The organism is Microcoleus sp. FACHB-831 (assembly GCF_014695585.1).
Taxonomy (GTDB): domain Bacteria; phylum Cyanobacteriota; class Cyanobacteriia; order Cyanobacteriales; family FACHB-T130; genus FACHB-831.
The window spans coordinates 33,664-60,643 of the sequence record NZ_JACJON010000068.1; the positions used below are offsets into that span (position 1 = coordinate 33,664).

Sequence of the window (26,980 nt, forward strand, 5' to 3'; positions counted from 1 at the left end):
AAAGTAAGAATAGGTAAATCAACTTTAGGAAGAAATTATGCAATCGGCAACAGTCGAACAGAAGCCAAGCCAACTACCGCCGCTGATTCCCCGCGATATTCTCTTCGGCAACCCAGAACGCACCAGCCCGCAACTTTCACCCGATGGCAAGTACCTAGCCTACATCGCCCCCGACGATAAAAATGTCTTGCAAGTATGGCTGCGTACCGTCGGACAAGAAGACGACCGCCAGCTAACCGCCGACAAAAAGCGCGGCATTCGCATATTCTTCTGGACTTATAACACCGACCAATTGCTATATATGCAAGACTCGGAAGGCGACGAGAACTTTCACCTCTACTTAGTCAACATACAGTCCAACATCGTCCGTGACATAACGCCGTTCCAAGGAATTCAAGCTCAACCCATCGAACTCGACCCGAATTTCCCTTCAGAAGCGCTAGTGGGGATGAACCTGAACGACCCCAGCAAACACGATGTCTACCGCATCAACCTGAAAAACGGTGCAGCTGAGTTAGATACCGAAAACCCAGGCAATATCGTTGGCTGGACGGCTGACGCCCAGTTCCAAGTACGCGCAGCCACAGCCGCAACGCCAGATGGTGGTTACGATCTATTGTTCCGGGAAACGATAGATAAGCCTTGGGAAACTCTCCGCCACTGGGGGCCAGATGATGAAGGCGGCGCGGTTAGTTTCTCGGCTGATGGTAAAACACTCTACATCAGCGGCAGTCACGATGCTAACGCCAGCCGTTTGATTGCCCTAGATTTAGCCACCCGTAAGGAAACAGTTATTGCCGAAGATCCTCAATACGACATCGGCGGGATACTCGTCCACCCAGTTACGCGAGTCATCCAGGCGGTTTCCTTCTATAAAGACAAACAAGAGTGGCAGGTACTTGATGAAAGCATAGCTGCTGATTTTGAGGCGATCGCTCAAGTAAGTCCAGGAGATTTTGCAGTTGGCAGCCGCGACCTGGCCGACAAAAACTGGCTAGTATCTTACATGGCTGACAATGGCCCTGTCTATTACTACGCCTACAACCGAGACTCGAAAACCAGTAGCTTGCTTTTTAGCAACCAACCCAAACTCGAAGGCTTGCAGCTTGCATCCATGCAACCAATTTCCTACGAGGCACGGGACGGCTTAACAATTCACGGCTACCTGACAACGCCTGTAGGGATACCTGCAAACAATTTACCAACAGTGCTTCTCGTTCATGGTGGCCCCTGGGCACGCGATACTTGGGGTTACGACCCAGAAGCGCAGTGGCTAGCCAATCGAGGTTATGCCGTACTGCAAGTAAACTTTCGGGGTTCCGTTGGCTACGGCAAAGCATTCGTCAACGCTGGCAATCGCGAGTGGGCGGCTAAGATGCACGACGACTTGATTGATGCCGTTAATTGGCTGGTGGAAAAAGGCATTTCTGACCGTAATAAGATTGCCATCATGGGCGGTTCTTATGGCGGTTATGCAACCTTAGTGGGATTGACTTTCACTCCCGATGCGTTCGCCTGCGGCGTGGATATCGTTGGCCCCAGCAATTTGATAACGCTAATGCAAAGTATCCCCCCATATTGGGCACCGATGAAGGCAATGTTTTCCCATCGCCTGGGAGATTTGGAGACAGAAGAGGAGTTTTTGAAAGAGCGATCGCCCCTATTTTATGTTGACCGCATCCAAAAACCTTTACTAATCGGCCAAGGTGCAAACGATCCGCGAGTTAAGCAAGCAGAAAGCGAACAAATTGTAGAGGCGATGCAAAAAGCAGGTAAGCCTGTTGAATACGCCCTCTACACCGATGAAGGACACGGCTTCGCACGTCCAGAAAATCGACTGCACTTCTTCGCCATAACCGAGGATTTCTTAGCCAAATACTTAGGCGGTCGGTGCGAACCCATAGGAGACATCCAAGGCCATTCCGGTGTAGTGAAGTCATAGGGAAACTGTGACAAATTAATAACTTTCTTTGACAGAGGCAAGGAAACTTTAATCTAAAGTAGGGTGGGCATTGCCCACCTGTCCCCTTTGCAAGCTGACTTCTACAATTCCTTCTGAAGTGAGGTGGAAAATAGCAATTGCATCTTCTGCCTGCGTAGCAAATATTTGTCGCCAGAGTAGGGGAAAATGAAACTGCGTTGCGGTATCGTTTGTGAATGTGTACGCAAAGTACCAGTTTAGGTTTTAGAAATTACGCCAGCATTCGTGCATAATCATTACCTAATTCTTCATACCGTAAGCTGCGAAGAAAATGTCTCGGTATGGCTCGGCTATGAGATTTATGGCAATCTTTTCCCTAGCGCCACGTTCAACAGCTATGGAACGCGATCGCCCACTTCAGCCGCTTGATTTGACTGCTCTTTTATAAGATAAGCGTAAGATTCAGTATTGCCAAGCTTTTTCCAATCCTTGAAAGTGTTTAAAGGTGGTATATTTCCGCTAACAATAGCTTTTACTCCTGTTGTTGCGATCGCTTTTATAACTTCTGCCTGAACTGATGGTTCTGCTGACCAAAAGCTATCAGCATCTTTGGCATCCACCTCAGAAACAATCCTCACTCGCGCCAATCTAGCCCAGTGACCCGCGAATGCACCATCAACAATTGTTTGGCGACGTTTGGAAAAATATGCAATGTATCCGACTTTATCTCCAGGTTTAATTCCCATCTGATTGTTTAAGCCGTCCGCCACCTGCCAGTCAATATGTTCTGCTGCTATTAATCTTTTTCCTACGTCGTTTATCGAGTCTTTAGCCAGATAACCACCGCTTACGATTAAAGCAGCCAGAGTCATAGCAGTTATTAATTTTTTAGATTTTTGCGAATCGGGCAGGCGCACGCTTGCCAAAACTCCGGCAAACAAAAGTACGACAAAGGAAGCCACGTATCTTTCCTCTAGGTACACTAGCATATAAACCCCTAAGCCCGCGATCGCTGGAATCAGTATCCGCCAATTTTGTGCTAAGTCTTTTCCAGCAAATTTAAGTCTATCCCCCATACAAGCAACTATTAAATATCCGAATGCTAATTGGGCGAAAAACATTTTATAGTAACTGCTGGCAATTTTTGCTATTGTTGCTAGCTGTTTGCCTAGATTAAATTTTGTTTTAACGCCTTCATACCAGTATGAGGGGTCGTACCAAGGAGCATAGCTAACATTAAAAGGCGAGGCGAATTCGTAAACTGGAGGATTATCAAATATTTGTCTAGTCGGATGCTTGGGCTTACCATGATCGGGCGGATTTCCCTGCCAATGTCGATAACCAGGCTGAACGCCGCTAACAAACCATGCATAAGTTGTCTTGCCCGTATCACCAGACGTCAGGCGACCTTTCGCTAGGGAAAAGGCAGTAATGAAAGGAGCTACGGTAATAGCAAAAACCAGTAGTGCAACTAATACTCGTGGAAATGCTCGTCGCAGATTGCCTACTGAAAATAAGCTAACTCCTAAAAATACAAAAGCTAGGGGAAACATCGCTGTCTTGGATAGATAACTTAATCCAAGAACGAATCCCAGGATAATGAAGTTGTACCAAGAGTCAGACTTTGCATATATCCGCAACAATAGCCCCGAAGCTATGTATACAAGTGCAGTAGCGCACATATCTGGTGTTACTGCCGCTGTATCTTCAACAGGAACCCGTATCCATTTGAGAGAAGACCAGAGAAATATAGTATAACCTAGTACTATCCACACCCATTCTGGTATTTTAAAATAATTATTTTTACCATCTGCGATCGCCACTTTATTTTGATAATAAAAAAGCAGTTCGCCTAAGAAAAATTCAAAGCAGACTAAAGCGACTATATAAAGAATAAAATTAACCAAATGTACGAGGGGAAATTCCCAGTAAGGAGAAGGCTTTAAAATAAAAAAACTCAAGCCTAGCACCCAAGAATAAAGCGGACTCCAGTGACCATTCAGAGCTAAGTTCCAGTCTCCTCGGAAGTAGGCATCACCCATGTCTAAGTAAGAAATACCATCTGACCACATGGTGTAACGGTAAGCCCAGCCTTGAACAGCACCCATAACTATAGCTACGAGCCAAAAGATAGCTCTTAGGGAATATCTTTTTTTGACATGCTTCTGCAAAGTGCTTGCACGCCAATGGGATTCTTTCTTAGAGGGAGAGGAAACAGTCTGTATTCCAAACATTGCAAGTAGAGTCCCTAATGTTTGCCACTCGCATAGTAGAGTGATATCTTTATTAAGATATCTATCAAAAGTTTTAGTTCTGCTTTACAAATTGCCAGATAGGCGGTGTTAAATAGCCATTCGTCAACGATTTAGCTTTTATACACCAGCAAATATGAGTATGCTGGAGGGCAAAACAAGACGTGGCTATGTTCATTAGGTAGCGCGTGCTGCACGACGATCTTCGTCAAGGTGACACTATGGACTTACCCCTTACAAATGTAAATCATTAACAGTACAGTAATCTCCTACTACTACACTGGGAAGTTTTCAGAGCTTATTTGCACTGTACTCAGCAAGGTTCTTGAAGGTTGGTTCTTATTATCAAATGGCTGCAAATAAATACCTAATTTAGTATTAACCACTACTGCGATTTTTGCTTAATAGGTGTATAATAATATTTCTTTGTATAGCTTTTGGGAAATTTCCTCACATGACTCAGATCGCCCCTGTACAAAAGTTGGAAACTTATAACGAACCCGTACAAAAGTGGAGAAACCGCAATCTTTATTACTATAAAGATTTAGAAAAATTTTACTGTTCTGTAGTTCAACCAAGAGCCGATGTTCTAGAAGTTGGCATAGGATTGGGAGAATTGCTGAACGCTGTAGAACCTAAACATGGTTTGGGAATTGACAGAAGCGAGCAAACGGTTGAGAATTCGCGCACAAACTTCCCTGATTTAGAGTTTGCTGTCGAAGATATAGAGGAATTTGCTCCTAACCAATCATTTGACTATATATTACTGGCGAATACAATTAGCTACATTGGCGATATTCAGAAGGCATTGAGAAACATACACAAAGCCTGTACGCCATCTACTCGGGTAGTTTTAACTTATCATAATCCAGCCTGGGAAATAATTTTGAGATTGGCTACCTTACTTAAGCAGAGGATGCCTTTCTTGTCCTTAAATTGGCTAAGTTATCAGGATATTGAGAATTTGCTAAGTCTCAATGGATTTGAGGTAGTTTATCGCGGCAAGCGGATGCTATTTCCCAAGCGAATTCCTCTAATTTCTTGGTTTTTTAATAGCTTTTTAGCTCATCTACCAGGATTCAATAGCTTGTGTTTAACAGAATACGCTATAGCAAGAATCCGCCCAAGCGAGGATGAGAAACAGAAAAGAATCGATCAAATGACTTGTTCAGTTATTGTTCCAGCGCGAAACGAATCCAAGAATATAGAGGGTTGCGTTACGCGGCTGCCAAAAATGGGCAAGCACACTGAAATTATTTTTATAGAGGGGCACTCTAAGGATGATACTTGGAGTGAAATTCAGCGCGTCCAAGCTGAATATGGCGATCGCTGGGATATTAAGATAGCCCAGCAAAGTGGCAAAGGTAAGGGAGACGCAGTTCGTCAAGGCTTTGACATGGCGACTGGTGACGTACTGATCATTCTCGACTCAGATTTGACAGTTAAGCCAGAAGAGCTAATTTATTTCTACGAGGCGGTGGCTTCTGGATTCTGTGAATTTGCCAATGGCTGTAGATTAATCTATCCAGTAAATAAAGAAGCTATGCCTTGGCTTAACCAGATGGCGAATAGATTTTTTGCCTGGTTCCTGTCTTACTTGTTAAGTACCAAGATCAAAGATTCGCTTTGTGGAACTAAGGCGCTTACTAAGGAAAACTATCAGAAGATAGCAGATAATCGCTCGTATTTTGGAGATTTCGACCCATTTGGAGATTTCGATCTTCTATTTGGTGCTGCTAAACTTGGCCTGCATATTAAAGATATCCCAGTTAGATACGTCCCTAGAACTTATGGAAGTTCAAACATTCAACACGTTAAAGAAGGACTTACCCTTTTTAAGATGTGTATGTATGCAGCCAAGAAAATCAAGTTCATTTAGTTGAGAAATTGGAGTTAAAAGAGGAGGGCGATCGCTATTCCCGCTTTCCTCCTGTTTTAACCTCAGCCAAGCGTTGCCGATAGAGGAGATAATTCTCCTACTCGGCAACGCTTTGTTCTTCTAGAGAATTCTTCTTGCTGAACTTATCAAAAATTACAGACAAGCCATATCCGGCAAGAATGCAGATAAGCGGCATAATTGGATGGCGAAAACGGCTGTAACCGCTTTGCCCTCCAGCAGCGGCAAGTAAGTAAAAACCCAAACTCAGAAGCGCCATAAATGGTATATTGTTGAGCCAATTTCTATAAGAAATCAACCCTACCGCCGCCAGTAAAATGTAGGCAAATAAAAGCACGCCCATAAGTGCGTAAGTTCCGAAAATTACAGGATCTTTTTGCATAATGCTTTTGGCGGTTTCTGTTCTGCTATCTTGAAATGCTCCTTGAGTTTTTCCTAGTTCGTTAACATTGCGCCCAAATAAACTTATGTACTCGCCAGCACCAGGCCCGCTGAGAACTTGTACAATGCCCTTTAAGTGCAGAATTAGATAAACCAAGCGATTTTCGGCGAGAATCTTTTTGCCATCTTCGCGCATGGACAAATATCTCTCCGTTTGGGTTCCGTTGCGTAGTTCTGGGTGCAAACTATAATAAATTTGTCGATCTAGAAATCCCAGCTTCTTTTGCATATCAACGAAGGGGATGTTCTCTTTCACAGCCAGGACGGACGCAGCTTTATAAAAATAGAGATTAACATCAACACCAGCCGCAAATCCAGGATATCCAGCCACAACCCTGTTCCTAACTTCCCAAACGCCAATGATTCCCATGGAAATTACAAAAAACAAACAGGCGTGAACGAGGAATATTTTTTTCTTCTGTATTTTGGTAAAAATCCAGATTAATAGAAAAATAGTTATTAGAAACGGCAAGTAATAGCTGATGGGTCTAACATAAGTGGAGACCCCTAAAGCAATTGCAGAGAAGAGTAAATATTTGAAGCGTCTGCATTCTATATACTTACAAAAACAATATAAAAACACCATTAATATAGTGGTATATAATGTCTCCGACATTAGTTTTGTCGTATACAAAATTGAAAGTGGTTCAACTGCATATAACCCAGCACATAAAGCTGAAAGTTTAACTTTACCTCCAGATAAAAGCAATGCAACTTGGTAAACTAGGTAAACTGTTAAACAACTTAAAAGGATTTGTAGGCCAATAGTAACTCCTTCGGGGTTGTTTAACAAAAGACCGGGAAGTAATAATAATGGATACCCAGGCGGATATTCAATATCTGGCGTTACACCATCTTTGTTTAGAAAGCGACCAGTTGCTAGTAGTTGAGTGGCTGGTTCTATGTATAAGCCTGTATCGGCTGAATGGAATACTAATGGGTTGTTGGTATAAATAAAGGCAAAAAGCGGAAGTAAAAATCTAATTAAAAAAGCGCCTAACAGTATGGGCAGAATTAGTCTTTTCATATTGCTTCGCGGCAGTTACTACAAAGACAGTGAGTAGTATTGAAATATAGATGCTACACATCTTGCGAACAGCATAGCAGAAAAATTAATTAAGGGCGTAGCGCAGAAGCTTCGCTACGCCCTATTGGCTTATGTGCCTTCCCGCAGTTTGTCGAGTACGCCACGATCCTCTAATGTAGAGGTGTCGCCGGAGACTTCTTGACCAGAAGCAAGCGATCGCAGCAACCGCCGCATAATCTTACCCGAACGAGTTTTCGGCAAAGAATCGGTAAAGCGAATTTCACCCGGACGCGCGATCGCGCCTATCTCTTTAACTACGTGTTGCTTTAGTTCCTTACTCAGTTCCTCACTCGGCTGGTGGCTGCCCTCTAAAGTAACAAAAGCAACAATATCCTCACCCTTCACCTCATCAGGCTTGCTCACCACAGCCGCTTCAGCAACCGCAGGATGAGACACCAGCGCCGACTCAACCTCCATCGTCCCTAATCGGTGGCCAGCAACATTAATCACATCATCCACTCGACCCATCACCCAGAAGTAGCCATTTTCATCGCGACGCGCCCCATCTCCAGCAAAATAGAAATATTGCCCATCTTTGGGGGGGACGTGTTCCCAATAAGTGCTACGGAACCGATCTGGATCGCCGTAGACAGTCCGCATCATTCCCGGCCAGGGGTACTTAATTACTAAATATCCGCCTTCATTGTCGGGAACTGATTCGCCTTCCAAATCCACAACATCAGCCATAATTCCCGGAAAGGGAAGGGTAGCAGAACCGGGTTTTGTAGCGATCGCGCCCGGAAGCGGCGTCACCATAAAGCCACCAGTCTCAGTTTGCCACCAAGTATCCACAATCGGACAACGTTCCCCGCCAATAACTCGGTGATACCACATCCACGCTTCCGGGTTAATCGGTTCGCCCACAGTTCCCAGCAATCGCAGCGAAGACAGATTTCGCGCTTTGGGCAGGTCTTCTCCCATTTTGATGAAAGAACGAATTGCTGTAGGCGCGGTGTAGAAGATAGTGACACCGTGTTTTTCAATCACATCCCAGAAACAACCGGGATTCGACGCACGAGGCGCACCTTCGTACATTAGCGTAGTCGCGCCGTTGGACAGGGGGCCATAAACTATGTAGCTGTGTCCGGTAATCCAGCCTACGTCTGCGGTACACCAATAAACATCAGTATCCTGGAGGTCAAATGCCCATTTACCCGTCATGTGGGTATAGAGGTTATAGCCGCCAGTGGTGTGGACGACGCCTTTGGGTTTCCCAGTGCTACCGCTGGTATAGAGGATGAACAGGAGATCTTCGCTATCCATAGGTTCGGCTGGACAATCGGTTGAGACGCTTTGTTGCATTTCATGCCACCAATGGTCGCGACCGCCTAGCTGCATATAAACTTCTTGTCCGGTGCGTTTGACAACGAGGACGTTTTTCACGCTGGGGACACCACCATCGGCGAGGGCTTTATCTACTTGTTCTTTGAGGGGAACGATTGCATCTTTGCGCCAGCCACCATCAGCGGTGATTACTGCTTTAGCTTGTCCGTCGTTCAAGCGATCGCGCACTGCTTCGGCGCTGAAGCCACCAAAAATGACAGTGTGGGCTGCACCGATGCGGGCGCAAGCTAACATGGCGATCGCGGCTTCTGGAATCATAGGCATATAGATACCCACGCGATCGCCTTTTTCCACTCCCAGTTGTTTCAGCGCGTTTGCCATCTGGCAAACTTCCCCGTGCAACTGTGCATAAGTCAAAGTTCGCGAGTCTCCCGGTTCGCCTTCCCAAATCAAAGCGGGTTTATCCTTGCGCCAGGTGGTTAAGTGTCTATCTAGACAGTTGTAGGAAATATTAATTTTGCCGCCAACGAACCACTTAGCGAAGGGCGGTTCCCAATCCAGCACGGTATGCCACTTCTCAAACCAGTGCAATTCTTGTTCTGCTAGTTCTGCCCAAAATTTCTGGGGGTCAGCCTTGGCGCGGTCATAAAGTTGCTGATACTCCTCCAGGCTTTTGATGTGGGCTTTTTGGGAAAATTGCTCTGGTGGATGGAATAGGCGATCTTCTTTCAGGATTGATTCTATGGTGGGTTGTGACATAACTCTTGCTTCTGCCTGGGTTGCTCATTTTAAACATTCTTGACCCAGATTTGCACAAAATAATTTTGAGTTTCGTTAAGCAGTAGTCTTTTCAAGACGACTATTTTCTCACTTCATGTTTTGAACAGAACGTTGCATCACCCACTGCATTAAGCCAGGGAAGAATCGGTAAGCTGTAGCGAGAGTCGTTGCTGAACCGACTACCACTTCAGACCGCTTGTGCTTGACGGTATCCCAAATTGCCTGCGCCACGTCTTCCGACTTACTCGCAAATGGGGTTTGCAGCAAATCGCTCATCTGCTGGCGGCGGGTTGATGCTTCTTGTTCATCCTTCCCCCGAAATTGCGCTCGTTCGAGGAAGTTACTGTTAGTTGCACTGGGTTGGACGATACCTACATGAATGCCTTTTGGTTCTAGTTCTAGGCGCATGGTTTCGGTTAGTCCGGTGATGGCATATTTGCTAGTGCAATAAGCTGTCATGTTGGGAAGGGGTACTTTGCCCCCAAAAGAGCCGACGTTGACAATTGTGCCTTCAGCGCGTTTTAGGAAGTGCGGTAGCAAGGCTTGAATGGTGTGGATGTATCCCCACACATTGGTATTTATAATGTTCTGCCAGTCGCTAATTGAGGTGTTTTCTAGTGGCCCTGTCAGGCAGATTCCGGCATTATTAATTAGTACGTCGATAGCGCCGTAGAAGTCTAATGCTTTTTCCGCGAGTGCGTTTACTTGTTGCACGTCGGTGATATCTGTGGGAATTGCAAGGACTTGGCGATCGCTCTTTCGCACTGCGATCGCCACTTCTTCTAAGCGTTCTGGTTGTCGTGCTGCGAGGACTAAATCGTAACCTTTTTGAGCAAATAGAAGTGCTGTTGCTTTGCCTATTCCTTGGGAAGCGCCAGTAATTAGTGCAGTGGGAGCCATGCTGTTTAATACACAATATTTCTAAATATTGTGTATTAAACTCCCCCGTTAAGCGTATAACGAGGGTTAGATTTAATAGGGTGCGATCGCACGTATGGGAAATGGGGATGCGATCGCACGCATGGAGAAGATAAACGCGATCGCTTTCTGGGAAAGATAGATGCGAGCGCTCCACAGGCAAAATGAGGGCAATCCCAAATCAAAGTGAGGAATATATTATTAGTAGTCCAAAGAATAGTTCATTTCAAATTTGAGAGTGAACTTTTCTCCCTGCCGTCTCCCAATACCGTACTTAAATTTACATACATTTTCTCCAAAATCTATCCAATTGTTTCCTCGAGTGGAAAGTTGATGAAAATGAAGATCTGACCAATCGTTTCTCCCGCAATATTGCACCAGGTAAAAAAACATTATTGAGTCGGTTGATCGAAAATTGTTCAAAGGGTCTATATAAAACCCGCCTATTTGTCTGGCATTTCCTTTGTCTCTTTCAGCATATTGTCCAAAACCACATTCATCGTTACCTTCATTAAAGGCGCAGTATCCTATCTTTTGATTCCCGGATAACGCCCAAGGATCTCTAGCTAGAGATACAGGTGCAGTTACTAAAAAACCTAAAACCAGACAAGTTAAAACTAACAAAGACTTTCTACGCATTGTTTTGTCGAATCTAACTAGGATGTATGGGTAATTAATAGCGTGTCATATTTGGTACAACCTGTTCACAGACAAACAAGGGGGCGGTTCAGTTGTAGTTTTGCTCCCGAGTTAATACCATCAACTAACAAAAAGGCTGATAGCTTTTTTGTTTTGCAACTTAGGCTCTTGCCATAACAAGTTGGTTTTTATACTAAAACACTATATAGTCACCATTATCGCGTAATAATTTAATTGCATATATCATAAAAAGCCTGATTCTGTCATGTAAAATGTAATACACTGTCCTAAAAAATCAGATAAAATAGGCAAAAACAAGACAACCAGGACTTATGGAGCTTCAGGAAATCTTAAGATTTGCCGACGAGCTAGTGTTTGCCAAGACAGGAAACCACTTAGACGACCTGCAACAGGCTATCTTAAGGGAAACATTCCAAGGTCAGAAATATGCAAAAATCGCACAAGACCGTAGTTGCAGTGAAGGTTACGTTAGGAGTAGTGCTTCTGACCTATGGAAAATACTTTCAGAGGTATTAGGTGAAGATATCAGTAAAACCAATGTTAAATCAATATTGGAGAGGGCAAAATTTTACAATTCTGCATCAGCTATCGGGAGAGATCATGTAACAGTTAATAATGTCAACATTTGTCCAGAAAATTCGCAATCTTCAAAAGTCACGCAACAACCCCAGCAAAACCCAACTCAACTGCATCTAGACTTAGGCGACGCACCGGAAATATTCAACTTCTACGGACGCACCGAGGAACTCTCCACCCTGGAAGGCTGGATAATACGCGATCGCTGTCGCCTTGTCGGACTTCTGGGAATCAGTGGAATTGGCAAAACTACCCTTGCAATGCGGCTGATAGAACAAACCAAAATCCACTTCGATTACGTCATCTATCGCAGTCTCTGCTTTTCTCCAACCCTAGATGCAACCCTCACCAACCTGCTGCAAATATTCTCGGATAAAGCCGAAATTACCCATAACATCGAAACGCAACTTTCCCAACTCCTCAAATACCTACGCAAGTATCGATGTCTGATTGTCCTGGATGACGTACAAATGCTTTTTAGCAGCGGACAACTTGCAGGTCAATATAAATCTGGCTATGAAAATTATCAACTATTTTTCAAACGAATCGCAGAAGTTTCTCACAACAGTTGTTTGATGTTGAATAGTTGGGAGAAACCTAGAGAAGTTTGCAAATTAGAAAGAGAACATACCCCAGTGCGATCGCTAGTTTTAGGAAGTTTAGGTGTTGCAGCTAAAGATATTTTGAGATATCAAAAGTTATCAGATGAAGAAAGCTGGGAAACTCTAATTAATACCTATCAAGGAAATCCTCTCTGGTTAGAACTTACTGCAACTTTGATTCAAGAGTTATTTGGAAGTAGAGTTTCTGAGTTTTTGCAATATGACGCGCCAATCTTAGAGGAATCTTTGCAAGCACAACTAGACCAACACTTTCAGCGTCTAACGCAGCAAGAACAGGCGGTAATGATTCAGCTTGTAGATGAAAATGAACTTTCTTTGCCGCAAATTTTTAACAAAATAGAATTAGCTCCTTCCGAGTTATTAAATATCATGCGATCGCTCGTAATGCGATTATTAGTGGATGCAAAAGAGGAAGGCAATGCAACCTTTTTTACTCTCAATCCTGTGTTAAAACAGTATGTTAAAAATCGATATTCTCAGTAATTTATTGCGTTACCAGATTGATTCAAAATTTAGGACAAATCCAGGTAAAACATCTTCTCCTGATAGGGTAGCAGGAGATTCAATCAATTCTACTTCTTGATTGGGACGATAAATTTCTACTTTTCTGGATTTGCGGTTAATTAACCAACCCAAACGAGTGCCATTGTCTCTGTATTCAATCATTTTCTCCTGAATTACTTTCAAGCGATCGCTCGGAGAACGCAACTCAACCACAAAATCAGGACAAAGGGGAATAAATTTCTCTTTTTGTTCGCTTGTTAAAGCATCCCAGCGTTCCTGTTTAACCCACGCAGCATCAGGAGAACGATCTGCACCATTTGGCAGTTTAAAACCACCGGATGACTCGAAAACTACACCTAGTTTATTTTGGTCATTCCAGATCCAAACTTGAGCATTTAGTCCAGCATTGCGGTTACTTGTCTCTCCCCCTGTGGGTGGCATGATAATTAATTCTCCTTTCGCGGTGCGTTCAAATCTCAGATCGCGGTTGATCTGACATAGGTGATAAAATTGCTCATCTGTCAGTTCAATAACGGGGTTGAGGTTGAGGGTTAGGGTATTCATCTGGGTATTTTAAATTAGGATTATATTGTCTATTTTTGCTACACATTCTCTAGCTGCGATCTCTTACGAGAAGCCGCTTCGCGTCTACGCACCCATTCCCTAAACTCGCGCATTCTAGCATTCTCACCTTTCTGCGCGTCTAGCTGCATAAATCTTGCGAGTTCTTTTACTGGAAACAAGCCAAATGCTAGACTGGTTTCAGACTCCACATAACCTGCATCTGTTAGAATATTAATAGTAAGTTTTCCCTTCTGCCACCGCCAAACTTCCGGCACTTGAAGTTCTATATAAACCTTCATTTTATCGATTGATGAATGGCTTTGATCGATTTCAATCGCCAAGTCAGGGGGTGGATCGAGTGTAAGGTCAAATTTTAATTTACCGCGAACGGCGGCTTCATTTTGAATGTAGAAACATTCATCTGCTTCTTTGCCAACAGCCTTGGGTTTTGAACGCCAAGTTGTAGATTTCAAACCCCGAATTTCCAGATCGAGTTCCTCAGATAGTGCCACCACTAGCCGTCCCAGAGTCCAGGCATACGTTTCATGTTCTGGTAAGGGTGTCATCAGTTCTAGGGTTCCCTTGTAGTAAGTCATGCGTGGTGTTGGCTGTTCTGCAAACACTTGCAAAAGCTGTTCGTACATTTCCCAACTGATGCCATATAGAACAATATGGGAACTGCTAACTGGCGGTGTGGCGGCGCTTAGGGTCTGAGTCATAATGGAATCTAGGCATTCCTCTGCCAAGGATTTAAGCTAGTGCGATCGCGTGAATCAGGCGATCGCACCAAGCTATAGGCTACCGACTATTCTATCCCTTCAATCCGGTCTTCAACTTCTTGATAGAGTTCGCGCAGCAATTCTAAATTGCTTTCGCTTGTCTCCCAATAACCGCGACCGTTCACTTCCAACAAGGTGGAAACAACCTTGCGGAAAGAATGAGGGTTTAGGTTCATCAATCGCTGACGCATCTCTTCATCTTGGATAAACGTGGTGTTAGTATCCTCGTAAATCCAGTTATCAACAGCACCAGCAGTCGCACTCCAACCCATCGTATTCACAAGGCGCTTGGAGAGTTCGCGCACTCCCTCGTAACCGTGCGAAAGCATACCCTCATACCACTTGGGATTAAGTAGTTTAGTACGCGCATCTAGACGCACGGTTTCTGATAGCGTGCGAACCTGTGCGTTAGCCGTTGTTGTATCAGCAATAAACGATGCTGGCGTTTTGCCATCGCCGCGCAGACTGGCTACAACCTTCGTCGGGTCAGAGTCGAAATAGTGGGAAACATCCGTCAAGCTAATTTCGGAAGAATCGAGATTTTGGAAAGTGACTTCGGCGGTTTTGAGTGCAGTTTCAAAAATCTTCCGCGACTGTTCCATCGTGCCTGGATTATCAGAAGTGAAAGCAAAGGATTTCCGCGCTAGGTACATATCCTGCAACTCGGATTCGCTTTCCCAAGTGCTGTTTTCTACTGCCAGGTTGATATTAGAAGAATAAGAACCAGAAGCGTTAGAGAAGACGCGAGTTGCAGCTTGCCGCAAGTTGATTCCCATTTCCTGCGCTTGTTCCAAAGCGTGCTTGCGGATAAAGTTCATCTCTAAAGGTTCGTCCGCTTCTGCTGCCATCTTCACCGCTTTGTCTAACAAGTTCATTTGGTTGATGAACAAGTCGCGGAACACGCCAGAACAGTTGATGACAACATCAACGCGAGGACGACCTAACTCTTCCAATGGAATTAATTCCAACTTATTAACTCGTCCCAAAGCATCAGGCACTGGTTTTACACCCACCATCCACATAATTTGGGCGAGGGATTCGCCGTATGTTTTGATGTTGTCGGTTCCCCACAGTACGCAGGCGATAGTTTCAGGCCAATTTCCACTTTCTGCGCGTTGCCGTGCTAGCAGTCGGTCAACTACAATCTTGGCAGATTTAACGGCTGCTGCTGTGGGAATTGATTGCGGATCGAGGGCGTGAATGTTCTTACCAGTTGGCAGTACATCCGGGTTGCGGATGGGGTCGCCACCGGGGCCGGGGAGGACATATTCGCCTTCCAATCCCTTTAGTAATGCACCGAGTTCGTTGTCTGCACAAACTTGTTTGAGGCAGAATTCTAGATACTCAAAAAGTGGCTTGATTGCTTCTGGATCTACTTTTGAATAACCCGCTTGATGTAGTGCCTCAATCCAAGGTTCCTTCTTGCCCATGTTGAAGAAGTTGAGTTTGGAAACGAGGGATACGCGACCATCTGCATCTGTTTGTTCTTTAACTAATGCAGCTACAGCAGCGCGGGTTGCTAGGGTGATGTCTTGCAACAGTTGGACATCTTCTAAGATGCCTTTGTCGTTATTTTTGTAGATGTGGTCAATGTCGCGATTGATGCTGTTAGCGATAATCCGAGGAAGACTAAGAAGTTCTTCTTCGTTGCGGTCGAGACTGGCGATGTTGACCAGGGTGGCGATCGCTTCTTCTGCACTAGGCGGTTTGCCGATAACGTGCAACCCGCAAGGCAACAACCGCGATTCAATTTCCATCAGCCTGCGATATACCGAACCGACGAGGGTATCCCGTTCCTCGGCTGACATATCTTTGGCATCAATTTCTGGGAGGGCGATGTCTTTATCCAAGTTCACCAATCGGCACTTGTCCATAATGGTGTTAACAATTTGGATGCCTCGTCCGGTATCTTTTAAAGTTTGATAGGAACCGATTAATTCGCTTAGTTCCTTCAAACCTTTGTACAACCCAGCATTCTCAGCAGGTGGTGTTAAGTAGCTGATAGTTTCAGCGTAACTCCGACGCTTGGCGATAGTCGCTTCGCTGGGGTTGTTCGCTGCATAGTAGTAGAGATTGGGTATCTTGCCAATCAACGAGTCTGGATAACAATCCCCAGACATTCCCATTTGTTTTCCTGGCATGAATTCCAAGGAACCGTGAGTGCCAAAGTGCAGCACTGCATCCGCTTTCCAAATATGTTCCAGATAGGTGTAGTAAGCAGCAAAACCATGATGGGGACTAGCAGAACGCGAGAACAGCAACCGCATCGGATCGCCTTCATAACCAAATGTTGGCTGGACACCTATGAAAACATTTCCAAATTGTTTGCCGTAAATTAATAGATTCTGTCCGTCGGTGTTTAAATGTCCCGGCGCTGCACCCCAATTTTCTTCTAATCGCTGATAGTAAGGTGTTAGTCGTTCGTATTGTTCTACTGACATCTTGTAGGCGATATTCAGTTCCGGGCTGTTGTACTGTGCTTGGGCGTCGTGGATGACTTCTTGCATCAGTTCCATCGCTGAACCCGGCAATTCTGGAAGGTCGTAGCCGTTTTGTTTGAGGGCTTTCATTACCTCATATATGGAACCGAATACATCTAGATAAGCGGCGGTTCCTACATTGCCTTTATCGGGTGGGAAGCTGAAAACTGTTATGGCAACTTTTTTTTCTAATTTTGGCTGGCGGCGGAGATTTGCCCATTTGAGGGCGCGTTGTGCTATTGCTTCGATACGGTCTTGGAGTGCGATCGCTTTCCCCGTCGCTCCATCTCGTCCTGATAGTATAATCGGTTCTATTGCACCATCTAACTCAGGAATAGCTATCTGCAATGCTACTTGAATTGGGTGCAATCCCAAATCGCTATCCTGCCATTCTTCTGTTGTTTGAAACACCAGTGGCAGCGCTACCATGTAAGGACGATTCAACCGTTTTAAAGATTCAATCGCTTTGGGATGATCTTGCCTTGCGGGGCCTCCAACTAAGGCAAATCCTGTTAGCGATACTACGGTATCAACTATCGCATGGTTTACCTTGACCGATGTATCGTAGAAATAAGCATCAACTGGTTTAGAGAAATCTAATCCCCCAGCAAATACGGGAATTACCCTCGCGCCCATTGCTTCTAATTCCTGCACCATAGCGACATAATGGGCATCGTCGCCTGTTACTAAGTGGGTGCGTTGCAGCACTAAACCAATGCATGGTGCCAAGGGATCTTTAAGATCTGCTGAGATATCTCCCCGGCTGTTGTACCAGTTCAAATATTCTTTGACATCCTCAAACATCTGCGGTGCTAATGGATGCCAAACCCCCATATCGGGATATGTTACTGGTTCTTGGAAGCTTAATTTCTGTCCTTTGAGGACGTATTTTTCTGCCAACATTAGCAGGAAGTTTGTCAAGTTTTCCGAGGAACCGCCTAGCCAATATTGGAAACTCAGCATGAAGTTTCTGGCATCCTGCGCTTTGTCCATTGGCAGATATTTCAGGACTTTAGGCAGGGTTTGCAGTAACTTTAGCATTCCATCTTGGAAGCCACTGCCTGATTTTTCTTTGCGCTTTCGCATGAATTGCGCGATCGCACTCTTCGACTGTCCTAGTTGCGCCATAGAGAAGCTGCCCATTTTATTTAGGCGCATCACTTGCGGCATTGATGGAAATACTACGGCCACATCTAAGTTGTCGCGGTGCGGTTCTACAGCGGCTACAACTTTATCGGCTAAGTCTTCAATAAATATTAGCGAAGCTATAAAGACATTAGCATTAGCCACATCCCTCTCGAAATCCTTATAGTTTTCAGAGTCGCGGAGTTCTTCAATTAAATAACCGCTAATTTCAATTGCGAGGTTGGGGTTGTTCTGATTAATCGAGTGGACTGCGGCTGAGAGGGCACTCTGATATTGCGACTCTAGCACGACATAGACCACCTTGAGTAATGTCCTCCCCTTTAAGTTTTCAGGGGCAATGTGGCGAATGGTGGGCTTGACGTGGGTGAACATTCGTTTAAACTCCTTCGTGCGTGTTCTCTTCTCTAGGGGAAATCCAGAAGCTTTTAGCAATTAGCTTACTAGCACGTAGCTTATTGCAGATCGCTATAAGTGGCACAGATTCCTTGTACCAGAAAACGTCTACTGTCTCACGGAATTGGCCTATATCTGACACAATTTTACAAAAATACGGCAACTTTTATTTACATTTATTTATAAATAAGCGAGTATTTGCTCACGCAATAGCGATCAAGGAGAATTATTCAAGTTTGATTATAGACTCTTTAAACGAAACGTAGTATAATACAGCTTCAATCGCTTCGATATGTGAATATTAGCTGAATTAGCAATCTCTATAGGCCAAAATACAGCTATAATATTTCAAATTACTGCTTAACCATCAGCTATTACCTACCACGCACGGTTAAGCTGTTGTGCATTTAATATGCTTAAGAGGGTCGGGAAAAATCCCTAGCATTCCCCGATCGAAGGGGGGCTGAACAGACGAAAAGAAATTAGCCCTCGTCAGGAAAAACCAACCCCACAAGCTATAAAATCTGTCTAAATATCCTCAACTTCAAGTAGACCGACCGTAACAGCACAAAAAACAAAAGCAAAAACCAGTGGAAGGGGACACTTGAGGAAATAGCTAAAAAATGCGGCTGCGATCGCTATGCTAACTGCTGAGATAGACAAGACTTTTTCGCCATAGCTCAGACCTTTTTCTGTCTTAATAGTTCTCAGGACTTTACTAGGGATTGGTTCAGGCATTACAGCGCCGGGAGGGAAAGCCCAATAATTGTTACGACGCTCCATAAATAAATCAGTCCAGCCATTTTCTTGGCACCAGTCTTTTATCCATTCATCACAGAAATGATTCATATCTAAGCTAACAATGACTTGACTTAAAGTTGTTTTTAAAGTTGGATTTTGCCTTCTTTAAGAGATTTAGCACTCGCAATCGAGTTTTTCTCTACTTAAAAAGGCTACCAAAACCTAGTTGCCTATAACCAAATTTGATAATAAAGTTAACGGAAGCTGATAAAGACAGTTAACAGCGCTTACTCGGATTGCAGTCAAACTGCAAAGGTAAGGTGGAACGATCTACCTCTGGTTGTGCATTCACATAAGCTGCGATCGCTCTTTTGAAAGAGTAAGCTACAGTCTACACGCACCGTTTCCAAAACTAAACCCGGTTATACAAATAACTTTCAGCCTCATGTTATCCAAGCCAAGAGATGGGTATTGCTGTGTTGTCTTCTTTAATATGCGAAACCTTGTACTAACTAAGGTAGTCAACCTAAACTGATAGGCTAAGAACAAGTTTATATAATCAAAAGTATGAGCGTGACACCAGTTGATATTTTAATATTGTCTAATGGGCCTGGAGAGCTAGCGACTTGGGTGCGTCCGGTTGTGCGATCGCTTCGCCAACAGCTAGGAAATAATCGGGAAGATGTACGCATTTCAGTTGCGCTGTCGCCATGTCCTAACGCCACTGGCAAAGAGATAGAAATTGCCAGGAGTTATCCAGAAATCGATAGATTTCAGGCGGCAAAAGATTTTTTTGGATTTTTGCTGTGGGGGAAGACAGCAGAGAATTGGGATTGGCGCGATCGCGGTGTTGTAGTGTTTTTAGGAGGCGATCAATTCTTTCCAGTTGTTATTGGTAAGCGACTGGGTTATCGCACTGTTATTTATGCTGAATGGGATGCGCGTTGGCACGGGTGGATTGATAGATTTGGCACGATGAAACCGGAGATTGCCGCTAATGTTTCGCCGAAATATGCTCATAAATTTACCGTCGTCGGCGACTTAATGGCAGAAGCACAAGGAGACGGGGAAAGCGAACAACAATCGAAAATCCCATTCCCAGGCTCTGCCTGGGAACGAGCAAAATCTAAAATAGAACTGTTTGGCTTGCTGCCCGGATCGAAACCTGCCAAACTAGCACAGGGATTACCTTTGTGTTTAGCGATCGCAGAACGCATTTACGCCGCACGTCCCCAAACTCGTTTTATAATTCCCGTCGCGCCGACTTTAGATTTAGAAACATTAGCGCGTTTTGCCGACGCTGAACAAAATCCAGTCCTTAAATTAGTACAAGGAACAACAGCAGAATTAGTTACCGGGGAAACACCTTATTTGAAAACACCTAGCGGTTTAGAGGTGGAATTATTTACTCGCTTCCCCGCCTACGAAAAGTTATCTCAATGTCGTCTTTGTGTAACTACAGTTGGTGCCAATACAGCCGAATTGGGCGCTTTAGCAGTACCGATGCTTGTCTTGATTCCCACTCAACAATTGGATGCGATGCGAAGCTGGGATGGTTTGCCTGGGTTGTTAGCTAACTTGCCTCTAGTTGGTACTAACTTTGCCAAGTTAATTAACTGGTTGGTGTTGCGCCAAGGAAAGTTATTCGCATGGCCTAATATCTGGGCGCAGGAGCAAATTGTACCGGAATTAGTAGGTGAATTGCAACCTGATGCTGTTGCGGAAATTGCTATCGACTTTTTGAAAAATCCTGAGAAGTTACAAGAGATGCGCGATCGCCTCCGCAGCGTGCGCGGTGAACCAGGTGCAGCACAAAAATTAGCTAAAATCGTCTGCGAAGAACTTTCTCAATCTTACCCCCGCATACTTGCCAAGTAGAGCAAAGTCCAGCCGCAATTCAATAAAGCTGTCATTACCGCAGCAATAATAACTCGTTTTATCATCCTCCAGCCTTGTTAATGTTTTAGCCTGAAAGTAATTGCGATCGCGTAAATAATTTTAATTCAAAAAAATCTCCAAACCCTCTATAACCAGAAAAATATAATTGCATAATTTTGCCTCCTCCCAACTATCAGCCATCCCCATAAAAATATAGCGACTAATGGCTATAAGTGCATCCCTTATCCTAAGAGCATGCCAAGCGATCTATTTCTTTGCCCCCCAGGAGTTTACTTATAGCTAGCAAGGATAAATCTCAACTTTTAATTTTATTATCCCTGTCTATCCGATTATCGGTATCTAACCCTAAAACCTTACCTTCACCAACTATTGACCCGTAGACGTATCCCAAAATTTCTGATATCATTGAATCGATAAGGAAGAAATATTTTGTAGTATTTATAACCAAAAATCAAACATTTAAATAATTTTTTTAATATTTAAAACAGGCTCAAATAAAAAATTTTTTAGTTAAAAGTACTTGACTCAAACTAAAAAAATGATATAATTAAATCGATGAGGAAGAACTATCGAGTAATATTTATTTGAGCAATATTTCCATTATTTAATAATACCCCATAGTGCCCCACATAAGAGTAAACTCAGCTAAAAAATAAGTGGGTGCAGGTCGAGTAAAGGCAGACATCTGGGGAATAGAAGCAGAATAATACAAAATTCCGATTGGTAATGAATGCAGGGTTTATCGCCGTTCCCGAACGAACAATCAACAATGAAATTTACTCCGATTTACCATCGCGGCGACCTAGTTCGTAAATACCACCGCTCATACAGGCAATAATACCAACGCTGATTGCCCAACTGCGGCCTAAGCCAAGCTCTACACCATAGTTGAACAATATCCCGGCGAAGAAAAAGGGCACAATGCTGAGCAATGAAGCATAGAAGGCGTTTTGGGATTCTCTAGCCTTGCGAGTGCGTTCAAACTCCGCAGTGGAAGTATAAAGCGATCGCTCTGCAAAATTAAACCAGTGGTTGAGTTTTTCAGTCACCCAATCACTAATCGGCGAGAAGCCTAAGTATAAAGCTAGCGACCATAAAGCAGTACCAGCGATCGCAGTTGCATCTATGGCAAAGTTAAACGGGAAAATCTCAAAGAACATGGGCAGCAGCTTATTGACTATTAAGAAATTTTATTTCAATTCCTAATAGGTATTCAAGCCTAGAGGAGTATTTTAATAACCATAATAATCATTATTCGCTGGCAACAGCAGTTCAAATGTAGGAATATGGATTACTGAGAATCGGCCAAAAGCAGGGTTAGAATATAAAGCCTGCAATTTGAACCCCCAAGTAATGCTGACAATGTTATTGCCTCAGAAGAAAATAAAGCGCCTTATATTAGTGGCGATCGCAGTTGCGGCCAGTTTAGTAGCACTCGGAGGATTCGAGCAACAGGCGGTGAAAGCAGCAAGCAGTTGGAGGGGTGCTTCCTTCCCAGTAGAAAATTTTCGAGCCTACACATCTCTATTCGGCTATCGTCCATCTCCAACCGACGCCTCCGGGTGGGAATTTCATCGCGGCTTAGACATCGCTGCGCCAGAAGGCAGCTACATCCGCAACTGGTGGATGGGCAAAGTAGTCGAAGTCTCCGATAATACCCTCTGCGGTACATCAATCACCATCCAATCTGGCCAATGGCGACACATCTACTGCCACATGAAAGGGCACGTAGAAAAAGCCTCCGCAGGTCAATATCTAATTGACCGCGAAGGCGGTATCCAAATCTGGCAAGGCGGGCAAATCGCAACTGGCGCTAGGATTGGCCGCGTAGGAATGACAGGCAGAACCACTGGCCCCCACCTGCACTGGGGTTTAAAGTACGCCAACAACTATGTAGACCCTGCCGAAGTGCTGCGGCAGATGTACGGCCAAGCGGTCAAAGTTAAGCAAGGCACTGGCCGTCAAGAGTAACGGGCTGCTTAATTGGAAACCGCCAACTGTTTAGCAGGCAGCTCGGTATATTCAGCAACCAAGCGGCGGAATTCATCGCCCTCGATGGTTTCCTGATCCAGTAGCAAATCCACCAGGCGGTCTACTACGACGCGGTTCTCGCGAAGAATGCGACGGGCTTCCTCATAGCAACTAACTGCCATCTCGCGCACTTGTCGATCGATTTTGACCGCCACTTCTTCGGAGTACTCCGAGCGATCCATCCAATCTCGACCTAGAAACACTTCGGTATTCGGGCTTTCCAAGGCGATTGGCCCCAATTCAGACATACCGTAGCGTGTCACCATCTCGCGAGCTAGGTTAGCTACCATTCTGATATCGGCGCTGGCTCCATTGGTAACTTCTGCATCCCCGAATACCTCGGCTTCCGCAGCCCTGCCACCTAAAGCAACAGTCAGGCGATCGCGCAGCCAACCCTTAGTATACAAACCGCTATCAATTATGTCCTCATCAGGTACAGATTGGGCAAAGCCGCCGATACCGCCAGAACGCGGAATAATAGTGACTTTGTTCAGCGGGTCTGAGTTTTTCAGAAGCGTAATCAGGAGAGCGTGGCCGATTTCATGGTAAGCAAGCAACCGCTTTTTCTTACCATCTAAGAGGGGAGTCAGAGACAGACCAATGGTGATGCGGTCGATGGCATCGGCAATCTCCAAAGGCGTTATCGCTTCTTTGCGTCGGCGTGCTGTCAAGATTGCTGCTTCGTTGAGCAGATTCGCTAAATCTGCACCGGAAAACCCAGGGGTGCGCCGCGCGACGGCTTCGAGGGATACTTCCTCAGACATCTTCTTGTTGCGAGCGTGAACCTGCAAAATTCCCACGCGACCCTGATAGCTGGGCAGATCGACCATTACCTGACGGTCAAAACGCCCCGGACGTAGCAAGGCTGCATCCAGCACGTCGGGACGGTTAGTGGCCGCAATTATGATAATGCCCGTGTTACCCTCGAAGCCGTCCATTTCGGTTAGTAACTGGTTGAGGGTCTGTTCGCGCTCGTCGTTACCCCCCCCTATCCCCGTCCCGCGTTGGCGTCCAACTGCATCGATTTCGTCGATGAAGATGATGCAGGGGGCGTTTTCTTTAGCTTTTCTGAATAGGTCGCGCACGCGGGAAGCACCTACGCCTACGAACATCTCGACGAATTCGCTGCCAGAGATGCTGAAGAAAGGCACGCCAGCTTCACCAGCGATCGCTTTAGCTAGTAGTGTTTTACCAGTTCCCGGAGGGCCTACTAACAACACGCCTTTAGGAATTTTTGCACCAACAACCGTGAATCGTTCCTGTTGTTTGAGGAAGCTTACCACTTCTTGTAGTTCTTCTTTCGCTTCTTCGATGCCAGCCACATCGCTGAACATCACCCCGGTTTTCGCTTCCATTTGGAATCGCGCCTTGGATTTGCCGAAGTTCAGCGCCTGACCAGAAGCGTTGCCGCTTCGCCGCAGGATCGTACCCAATCCTACAAGTAGTAACAACACTAATAATAAGTTTGCTGCCAAACTCACCGCGTTACTGCGATCCGCAGAGCGTCGAACCTCTAGCGCAATGCCCTTGCTACGGATTTTCTCAATTAGCTCTGGGTTTTGCTCCAGCAGAACCACTTCCTTGGAAGCGGTGTCCTTTTGCCCTTTCAAAGTGACTTTGGCAATCTGGGTTGCTGTATCGATTTCCACATTGCTGACTTGACCAGCATCGATTTTTTTGAGCAAATCCCCATAGGTGAGGTTTTTCTGCTGTCCAAACGCTACTTCCCCAGTCCCCAGCAGCACTCCCTGGAAAATCATCATACTGGCGGCAAGACGCCAAAGCAGTCGCGGCGCGGCGGCTTTAGTTTGTGATGACGGCATCTTGCCATTCTTTAATTGATTTTTTGCCGATTCTTGCCCCATCAATGTTTTAATCCAGGAACTATTATTCATACGAATTCCCCTAGCCTGCTGCCTTGACTCAACTTTTAAGTGCTAAAGTTCCACGTTGGATACTTTGGGCACGAGTTGAGCTTACTTTGTTCTAGTTTAACTTTCTCACTCAAAGCCGCATCTGCCCACCGATGCGGCTTGTGTTTCCACAAATCCTCATTGACGCATTCTGCCGCTTATTGCTATATTTATTGTACTCATAACGACTTCATTTTGTTTGGTAAATGGTATTGATAGTACGCGCAAAACGAAAAAGAATTTATATTTTGCAACCAAATATTTTTGCTTATAGTCCAGATTGCATTAACCCTAAGAGAGATATATGGTCAGAATTGTGGGAATAAGCGGTAGTTTAAGGCCAGATTCGTATAGCTACAAAGCTTTGAGTTTGGCAGCAGCGCGATCGCAAGCTCTAGGTGCTGAAGTGGAGATTTTAGATTTGCGACAAATGCAGCTACCCTTTTGCACCGGGGAAAAAGAATATCCAGATTACCCTGATGTCGAGCGGTTGCGCGATGTAGTAAACCGCGCCGATGGTTTAATTTTGGCAACGCCAGAATATCACGGCAGCCTCAGTGGTGTCATGAAAAACGCACTAGACCTAATGAGTTTTGACCAACTAAGTAACAAAGTTAGCGGCCTAATTAGCATATTAGGCGGTCAGTCCAACAGCAACGCCCTCAACGATCTGCGGGTGATTCTGCGCTGGGTACATGGGTGGGTAATTCCAGAGCAAATTGCCATAGGTCAAGCTTGGCAAGCCTTTGGCCCAGATGGAAAACTGCTTGATGAAAAACTCTCCGAGCGGTTCGATCAGTTTACTCAAAGCTTAGTAGAAAATACCCGCAAAATTCGAGGTGTTTCCTAATAGAAAATAGGGTGGGCAATGCCCACCCTATTTATTAATTAATGATGATGACCGTGGTCGTGGTGATGACCATGGTCGTGGTGATGACCGTGGTCGTGGTGATGATCGTGGTCGTGGTCGTGATGATGGGCTTGAGCCGCAGCCAGTTGGGGATTAACAACTAGGGCTTGCTCTGAGAACAGCGCCTCAATTTGAGGATTAGCCCACTCAGCCGCCATTTTCAGAAATTCTGGATTGTCGTTGACGCACTTCATTTGCACGTAGGTCACTTCAGGATGACGGCGGCGCAAACCATGAATTATGTGGTCAACATCCAACAAAGTTTCGTGATTTTCTGTAGCAAAGCCAATCGGCATGTAGACAAGCGCTGTCGCACCCAATTGAATTAGGTTTTCCGAAGCTTGATTGGCATCTGGTTGAGTCCATTCAATCAGCGGCGTGTCGTGGTTAAGCCAACCAACGGAAATTAGAGGATACTTGTTAATCAGCTTATCCCTTACTTTGTCGTAGAGCGCTTGGCTTTCGGTGATGCCAGAGGTAAAGCCTTTTGCCTTGTGGGGACAACCGTGATTCATCAGCACGATACCAGTTTGGGAAGGCAAGTGCGCCACTGTCAAATCGCGGGCAATTTTCTCCTCGACCATTTGAGCCAGCAGATCGATGTAAGCTGGTTCGTTGTAGAAGGAGGGGATGTAACGCTGCCCTTTAACCCAGTGTTCGCTACCATCAACCAGTTGGGCTAAAGCGTTGTTGACTTGCTCTACAGCAATGCCGCTGGTGAAGATGGAATCTACCACCAAGAGGGGATAAATCAGCAGTTTGTCGAAGCCTTCAGCTTTGATTTCGGCGAGGACTTGTGAGGGGAGGAAGGGGGCGCAGAAGTTGAAAGCTTTGAAGACTTTGACGCGATCGCCCCACTTTTCTTGTAAATTCTTTTCAATACCAGCCCGCTGCTGTTCAAAAATGGCGTTGTGCGGTGAAATAAAATTACCGTGCTGGTGGCTCCACTCGTGTAAGTCAAAAATTGCCAGCAGCTTCGCCAGAGGTGGATACAGCCAGGTTGGTACGGGCGCAAACTTAGCCGTGAGTAGATTTAAAGCTTGTTCGTTGTAGTTGGCGAAGTCTTCGTAACTTTCTACTTCGCCGTAGCCCATCAGCAAAACTGCTACCCTGTCGTTACCAGAGCTAGCGTTGAATGTTTGTTGTACTTTTTCCGGGGTGGCAACCACGTCGCATTCCTC

Annotated in this window: 18 protein-coding genes; 6 read left to right on the forward strand and 12 right to left on the reverse strand. The window is 45.0% G+C overall.

Features of this window, described 5'->3' with window-relative positions:
- The first annotated feature begins 37 nt into the window (after positions 1-37).
- Positions 38-1,942: a S9 family peptidase gene (locus H6F77_RS20595; RefSeq protein WP_190490672.1), complete on the forward strand. Its 1,905-nt coding sequence runs from the start codon at positions 38-40 to the stop codon at positions 1,940-1,942.
- Between the two features lie 374 nt (positions 1,943-2,316).
- Here the strand turns inward: H6F77_RS20595 and H6F77_RS20600 are convergent, their stop codons facing one another.
- A complete protein-coding gene (locus H6F77_RS20600; protein WP_190490674.1) occupies positions 2,317-4,029 on the reverse strand; it encodes a glycosyltransferase family protein in 1,713 nt (570 codons plus the stop codon).
- 598 nt (positions 4,030-4,627) lie between these two features.
- Between H6F77_RS20600 and H6F77_RS20605 the strand changes: the two genes are divergently transcribed.
- Positions 4,628-6,052 (forward strand): glycosyltransferase, encoded by a 1,425-nt coding sequence (locus H6F77_RS20605; RefSeq protein ID WP_190490676.1) that lies wholly within the window; start codon positions 4,628-4,630, stop codon positions 6,050-6,052.
- Between the two features lie 97 nt (positions 6,053-6,149).
- Here the strand turns inward: H6F77_RS20605 and H6F77_RS20610 are convergent, their stop codons facing one another.
- From H6F77_RS20610 to H6F77_RS20625, 4 genes are all read right to left on the reverse strand, one after another.
- Positions 6,150-7,538: an ArnT family glycosyltransferase gene (locus H6F77_RS20610; protein ID WP_190490678.1), complete on the reverse strand. Its 1,389-nt coding sequence runs from the start codon at positions 7,536-7,538 to the stop codon at positions 6,150-6,152.
- Positions 7,539-7,667: 129 nt separating this feature from the next.
- The gene (gene acs, locus H6F77_RS20615; RefSeq protein WP_190490680.1) at positions 7,668-9,641 is read right to left on the reverse strand and encodes an acetate--CoA ligase; all 1,974 of its coding nucleotides are present in this window, start codon (positions 9,639-9,641) and stop codon (positions 7,668-7,670) included.
- 108 nt (positions 9,642-9,749) lie between these two features.
- A complete protein-coding gene (locus tag H6F77_RS20620) occupies positions 9,750-10,562 on the reverse strand; it encodes an SDR family NAD(P)-dependent oxidoreductase (RefSeq protein WP_190490683.1) in 813 nt (270 codons plus the stop codon).
- A 219-nt stretch (positions 10,563-10,781) separates the two neighbouring features.
- Positions 10,782-11,219 (reverse strand): hypothetical protein, encoded by a 438-nt coding sequence (locus tag H6F77_RS20625; protein ID WP_190490684.1) that lies wholly within the window; start codon positions 11,217-11,219, stop codon positions 10,782-10,784.
- A 332-nt stretch (positions 11,220-11,551) separates the two neighbouring features.
- Here H6F77_RS20625 and H6F77_RS20630 point away from each other — a divergent pair, with 332 nt between their 5' ends.
- On the forward strand, positions 11,552-12,922 hold the full coding sequence (locus H6F77_RS20630) for a helix-turn-helix domain-containing protein (protein ID WP_190490686.1): 1,371 nt from the start codon (positions 11,552-11,554) through the stop codon (positions 12,920-12,922).
- A gap of 9 nt (positions 12,923-12,931) precedes the next feature.
- On the opposite strand, the gene H6F77_RS20635 is transcribed toward H6F77_RS20630, so the two are convergent.
- The 4 genes from H6F77_RS20635 to H6F77_RS20650 form a co-directional block, all read right to left on the reverse strand.
- Positions 12,932-13,507, reverse strand: a complete 576-nt coding sequence (locus H6F77_RS20635; protein WP_190490688.1) for a Uma2 family endonuclease — start codon at positions 13,505-13,507, stop codon at positions 12,932-12,934.
- Positions 13,508-13,545: 38 nt separating this feature from the next.
- A complete protein-coding gene (locus tag H6F77_RS20640) occupies positions 13,546-14,226 on the reverse strand; it encodes a Uma2 family endonuclease (RefSeq protein WP_190490690.1) in 681 nt (226 codons plus the stop codon).
- A gap of 86 nt (positions 14,227-14,312) precedes the next feature.
- Complete coding sequence (locus H6F77_RS20645) at positions 14,313-18,284, reverse strand: magnesium chelatase subunit H (protein ID WP_190490693.1); 3,972 nt, start codon at positions 18,282-18,284, stop codon at positions 14,313-14,315.
- 549 nt (positions 18,285-18,833) lie between these two features.
- A complete protein-coding gene (locus H6F77_RS20650) occupies positions 18,834-19,154 on the reverse strand; it encodes a slr1957 family protein (protein ID WP_190490695.1) in 321 nt (106 codons plus the stop codon).
- A gap of 459 nt (positions 19,155-19,613) precedes the next feature.
- On the opposite strand from H6F77_RS20650, the gene H6F77_RS20655 reads away from it, so the two are divergent.
- Positions 19,614-20,924 (forward strand): glycosyltransferase family protein, encoded by a 1,311-nt coding sequence (locus tag H6F77_RS20655; protein WP_190490697.1) that lies wholly within the window; start codon positions 19,614-19,616, stop codon positions 20,922-20,924.
- A gap of 797 nt (positions 20,925-21,721) precedes the next feature.
- Here H6F77_RS20655 and H6F77_RS20660 read toward each other — a convergent pair.
- The gene (locus H6F77_RS20660; RefSeq protein ID WP_190490699.1) at positions 21,722-22,105 is read right to left on the reverse strand and encodes a hypothetical protein; all 384 of its coding nucleotides are present in this window, start codon (positions 22,103-22,105) and stop codon (positions 21,722-21,724) included.
- A gap of 193 nt (positions 22,106-22,298) precedes the next feature.
- On the opposite strand from H6F77_RS20660, the gene H6F77_RS20665 reads away from it, so the two are divergent.
- Positions 22,299-22,916 (forward strand): M23 family metallopeptidase, encoded by a 618-nt coding sequence (locus H6F77_RS20665; protein WP_190490702.1) that lies wholly within the window; start codon positions 22,299-22,301, stop codon positions 22,914-22,916.
- An 8-nt stretch (positions 22,917-22,924) separates the two neighbouring features.
- On the opposite strand, the gene ftsH is transcribed toward H6F77_RS20665, so the two are convergent.
- Positions 22,925-24,871: an ATP-dependent zinc metalloprotease FtsH gene (gene ftsH, locus H6F77_RS20670; RefSeq protein ID WP_190490704.1), complete on the reverse strand. Its 1,947-nt coding sequence runs from the start codon at positions 24,869-24,871 to the stop codon at positions 22,925-22,927.
- A gap of 322 nt (positions 24,872-25,193) precedes the next feature.
- Between ftsH and H6F77_RS20675 the strand changes: the two genes are divergently transcribed.
- The gene (locus H6F77_RS20675) at positions 25,194-25,739 is read left to right on the forward strand and encodes an NADPH-dependent FMN reductase (protein ID WP_190490706.1); all 546 of its coding nucleotides are present in this window, start codon (positions 25,194-25,196) and stop codon (positions 25,737-25,739) included.
- Between the two features lie 38 nt (positions 25,740-25,777).
- Here the strand turns inward: H6F77_RS20675 and H6F77_RS20680 are convergent, their stop codons facing one another.
- Positions 25,778-26,968, reverse strand: a complete 1,191-nt coding sequence (locus tag H6F77_RS20680; protein WP_190491035.1) for a ferrochelatase — start codon at positions 26,966-26,968, stop codon at positions 25,778-25,780.
- Positions 26,969-26,980 lie beyond the last annotated feature (12 nt).

Coding starts and splice junctions, on each gene's coding strand:
- H6F77_RS20595 (WP_190490672.1), top strand. CDS start 38: ATGCAATCGGCAACAGTCGAACAGAAGCCAAGCCAACTACCGCCGCTG.
- H6F77_RS20600 (WP_190490674.1), bottom strand. CDS start 4,029: ATGGGTGCTGTTCAAGGCTGGGCTTACCGTTACACCATGTGGTCAGAT.
- H6F77_RS20605 (WP_190490676.1), top strand. CDS start 4,628: ATGACTCAGATCGCCCCTGTACAAAAGTTGGAAACTTATAACGAACCC.
- H6F77_RS20610 (WP_190490678.1), bottom strand. CDS start 7,538: ATGAAAAGACTAATTCTGCCCATACTGTTAGGCGCTTTTTTAATTAGA.
- acs (WP_190490680.1), bottom strand. CDS start 9,641: ATGTCACAACCCACCATAGAATCAATCCTGAAAGAAGATCGCCTATTC.
- H6F77_RS20620 (WP_190490683.1), bottom strand. CDS start 10,562: ATGGCTCCCACTGCACTAATTACTGGCGCTTCCCAAGGAATAGGCAAA.
- H6F77_RS20625 (WP_190490684.1), bottom strand. CDS start 11,219: ATGCGTAGAAAGTCTTTGTTAGTTTTAACTTGTCTGGTTTTAGGTTTT.
- H6F77_RS20630 (WP_190490686.1), top strand. CDS start 11,552: ATGGAGCTTCAGGAAATCTTAAGATTTGCCGACGAGCTAGTGTTTGCC.
- H6F77_RS20635 (WP_190490688.1), bottom strand. CDS start 13,507: ATGAATACCCTAACCCTCAACCTCAACCCCGTTATTGAACTGACAGAT.
- H6F77_RS20640 (WP_190490690.1), bottom strand. CDS start 14,226: ATGACTCAGACCCTAAGCGCCGCCACACCGCCAGTTAGCAGTTCCCAT.
- H6F77_RS20645 (WP_190490693.1), bottom strand. CDS start 18,284: ATGTTCACCCACGTCAAGCCCACCATTCGCCACATTGCCCCTGAAAAC.
- H6F77_RS20650 (WP_190490695.1), bottom strand. CDS start 19,154: ATGAATCATTTCTGTGATGAATGGATAAAAGACTGGTGCCAAGAAAAT.
- H6F77_RS20655 (WP_190490697.1), top strand. CDS start 19,614: ATGAGCGTGACACCAGTTGATATTTTAATATTGTCTAATGGGCCTGGA.
- H6F77_RS20660 (WP_190490699.1), bottom strand. CDS start 22,105: ATGTTCTTTGAGATTTTCCCGTTTAACTTTGCCATAGATGCAACTGCG.
- H6F77_RS20665 (WP_190490702.1), top strand. CDS start 22,299: ATGCTGACAATGTTATTGCCTCAGAAGAAAATAAAGCGCCTTATATTA.
- ftsH (WP_190490704.1), bottom strand. CDS start 24,871: ATGAATAATAGTTCCTGGATTAAAACATTGATGGGGCAAGAATCGGCA.
- H6F77_RS20675 (WP_190490706.1), top strand. CDS start 25,194: ATGGTCAGAATTGTGGGAATAAGCGGTAGTTTAAGGCCAGATTCGTAT.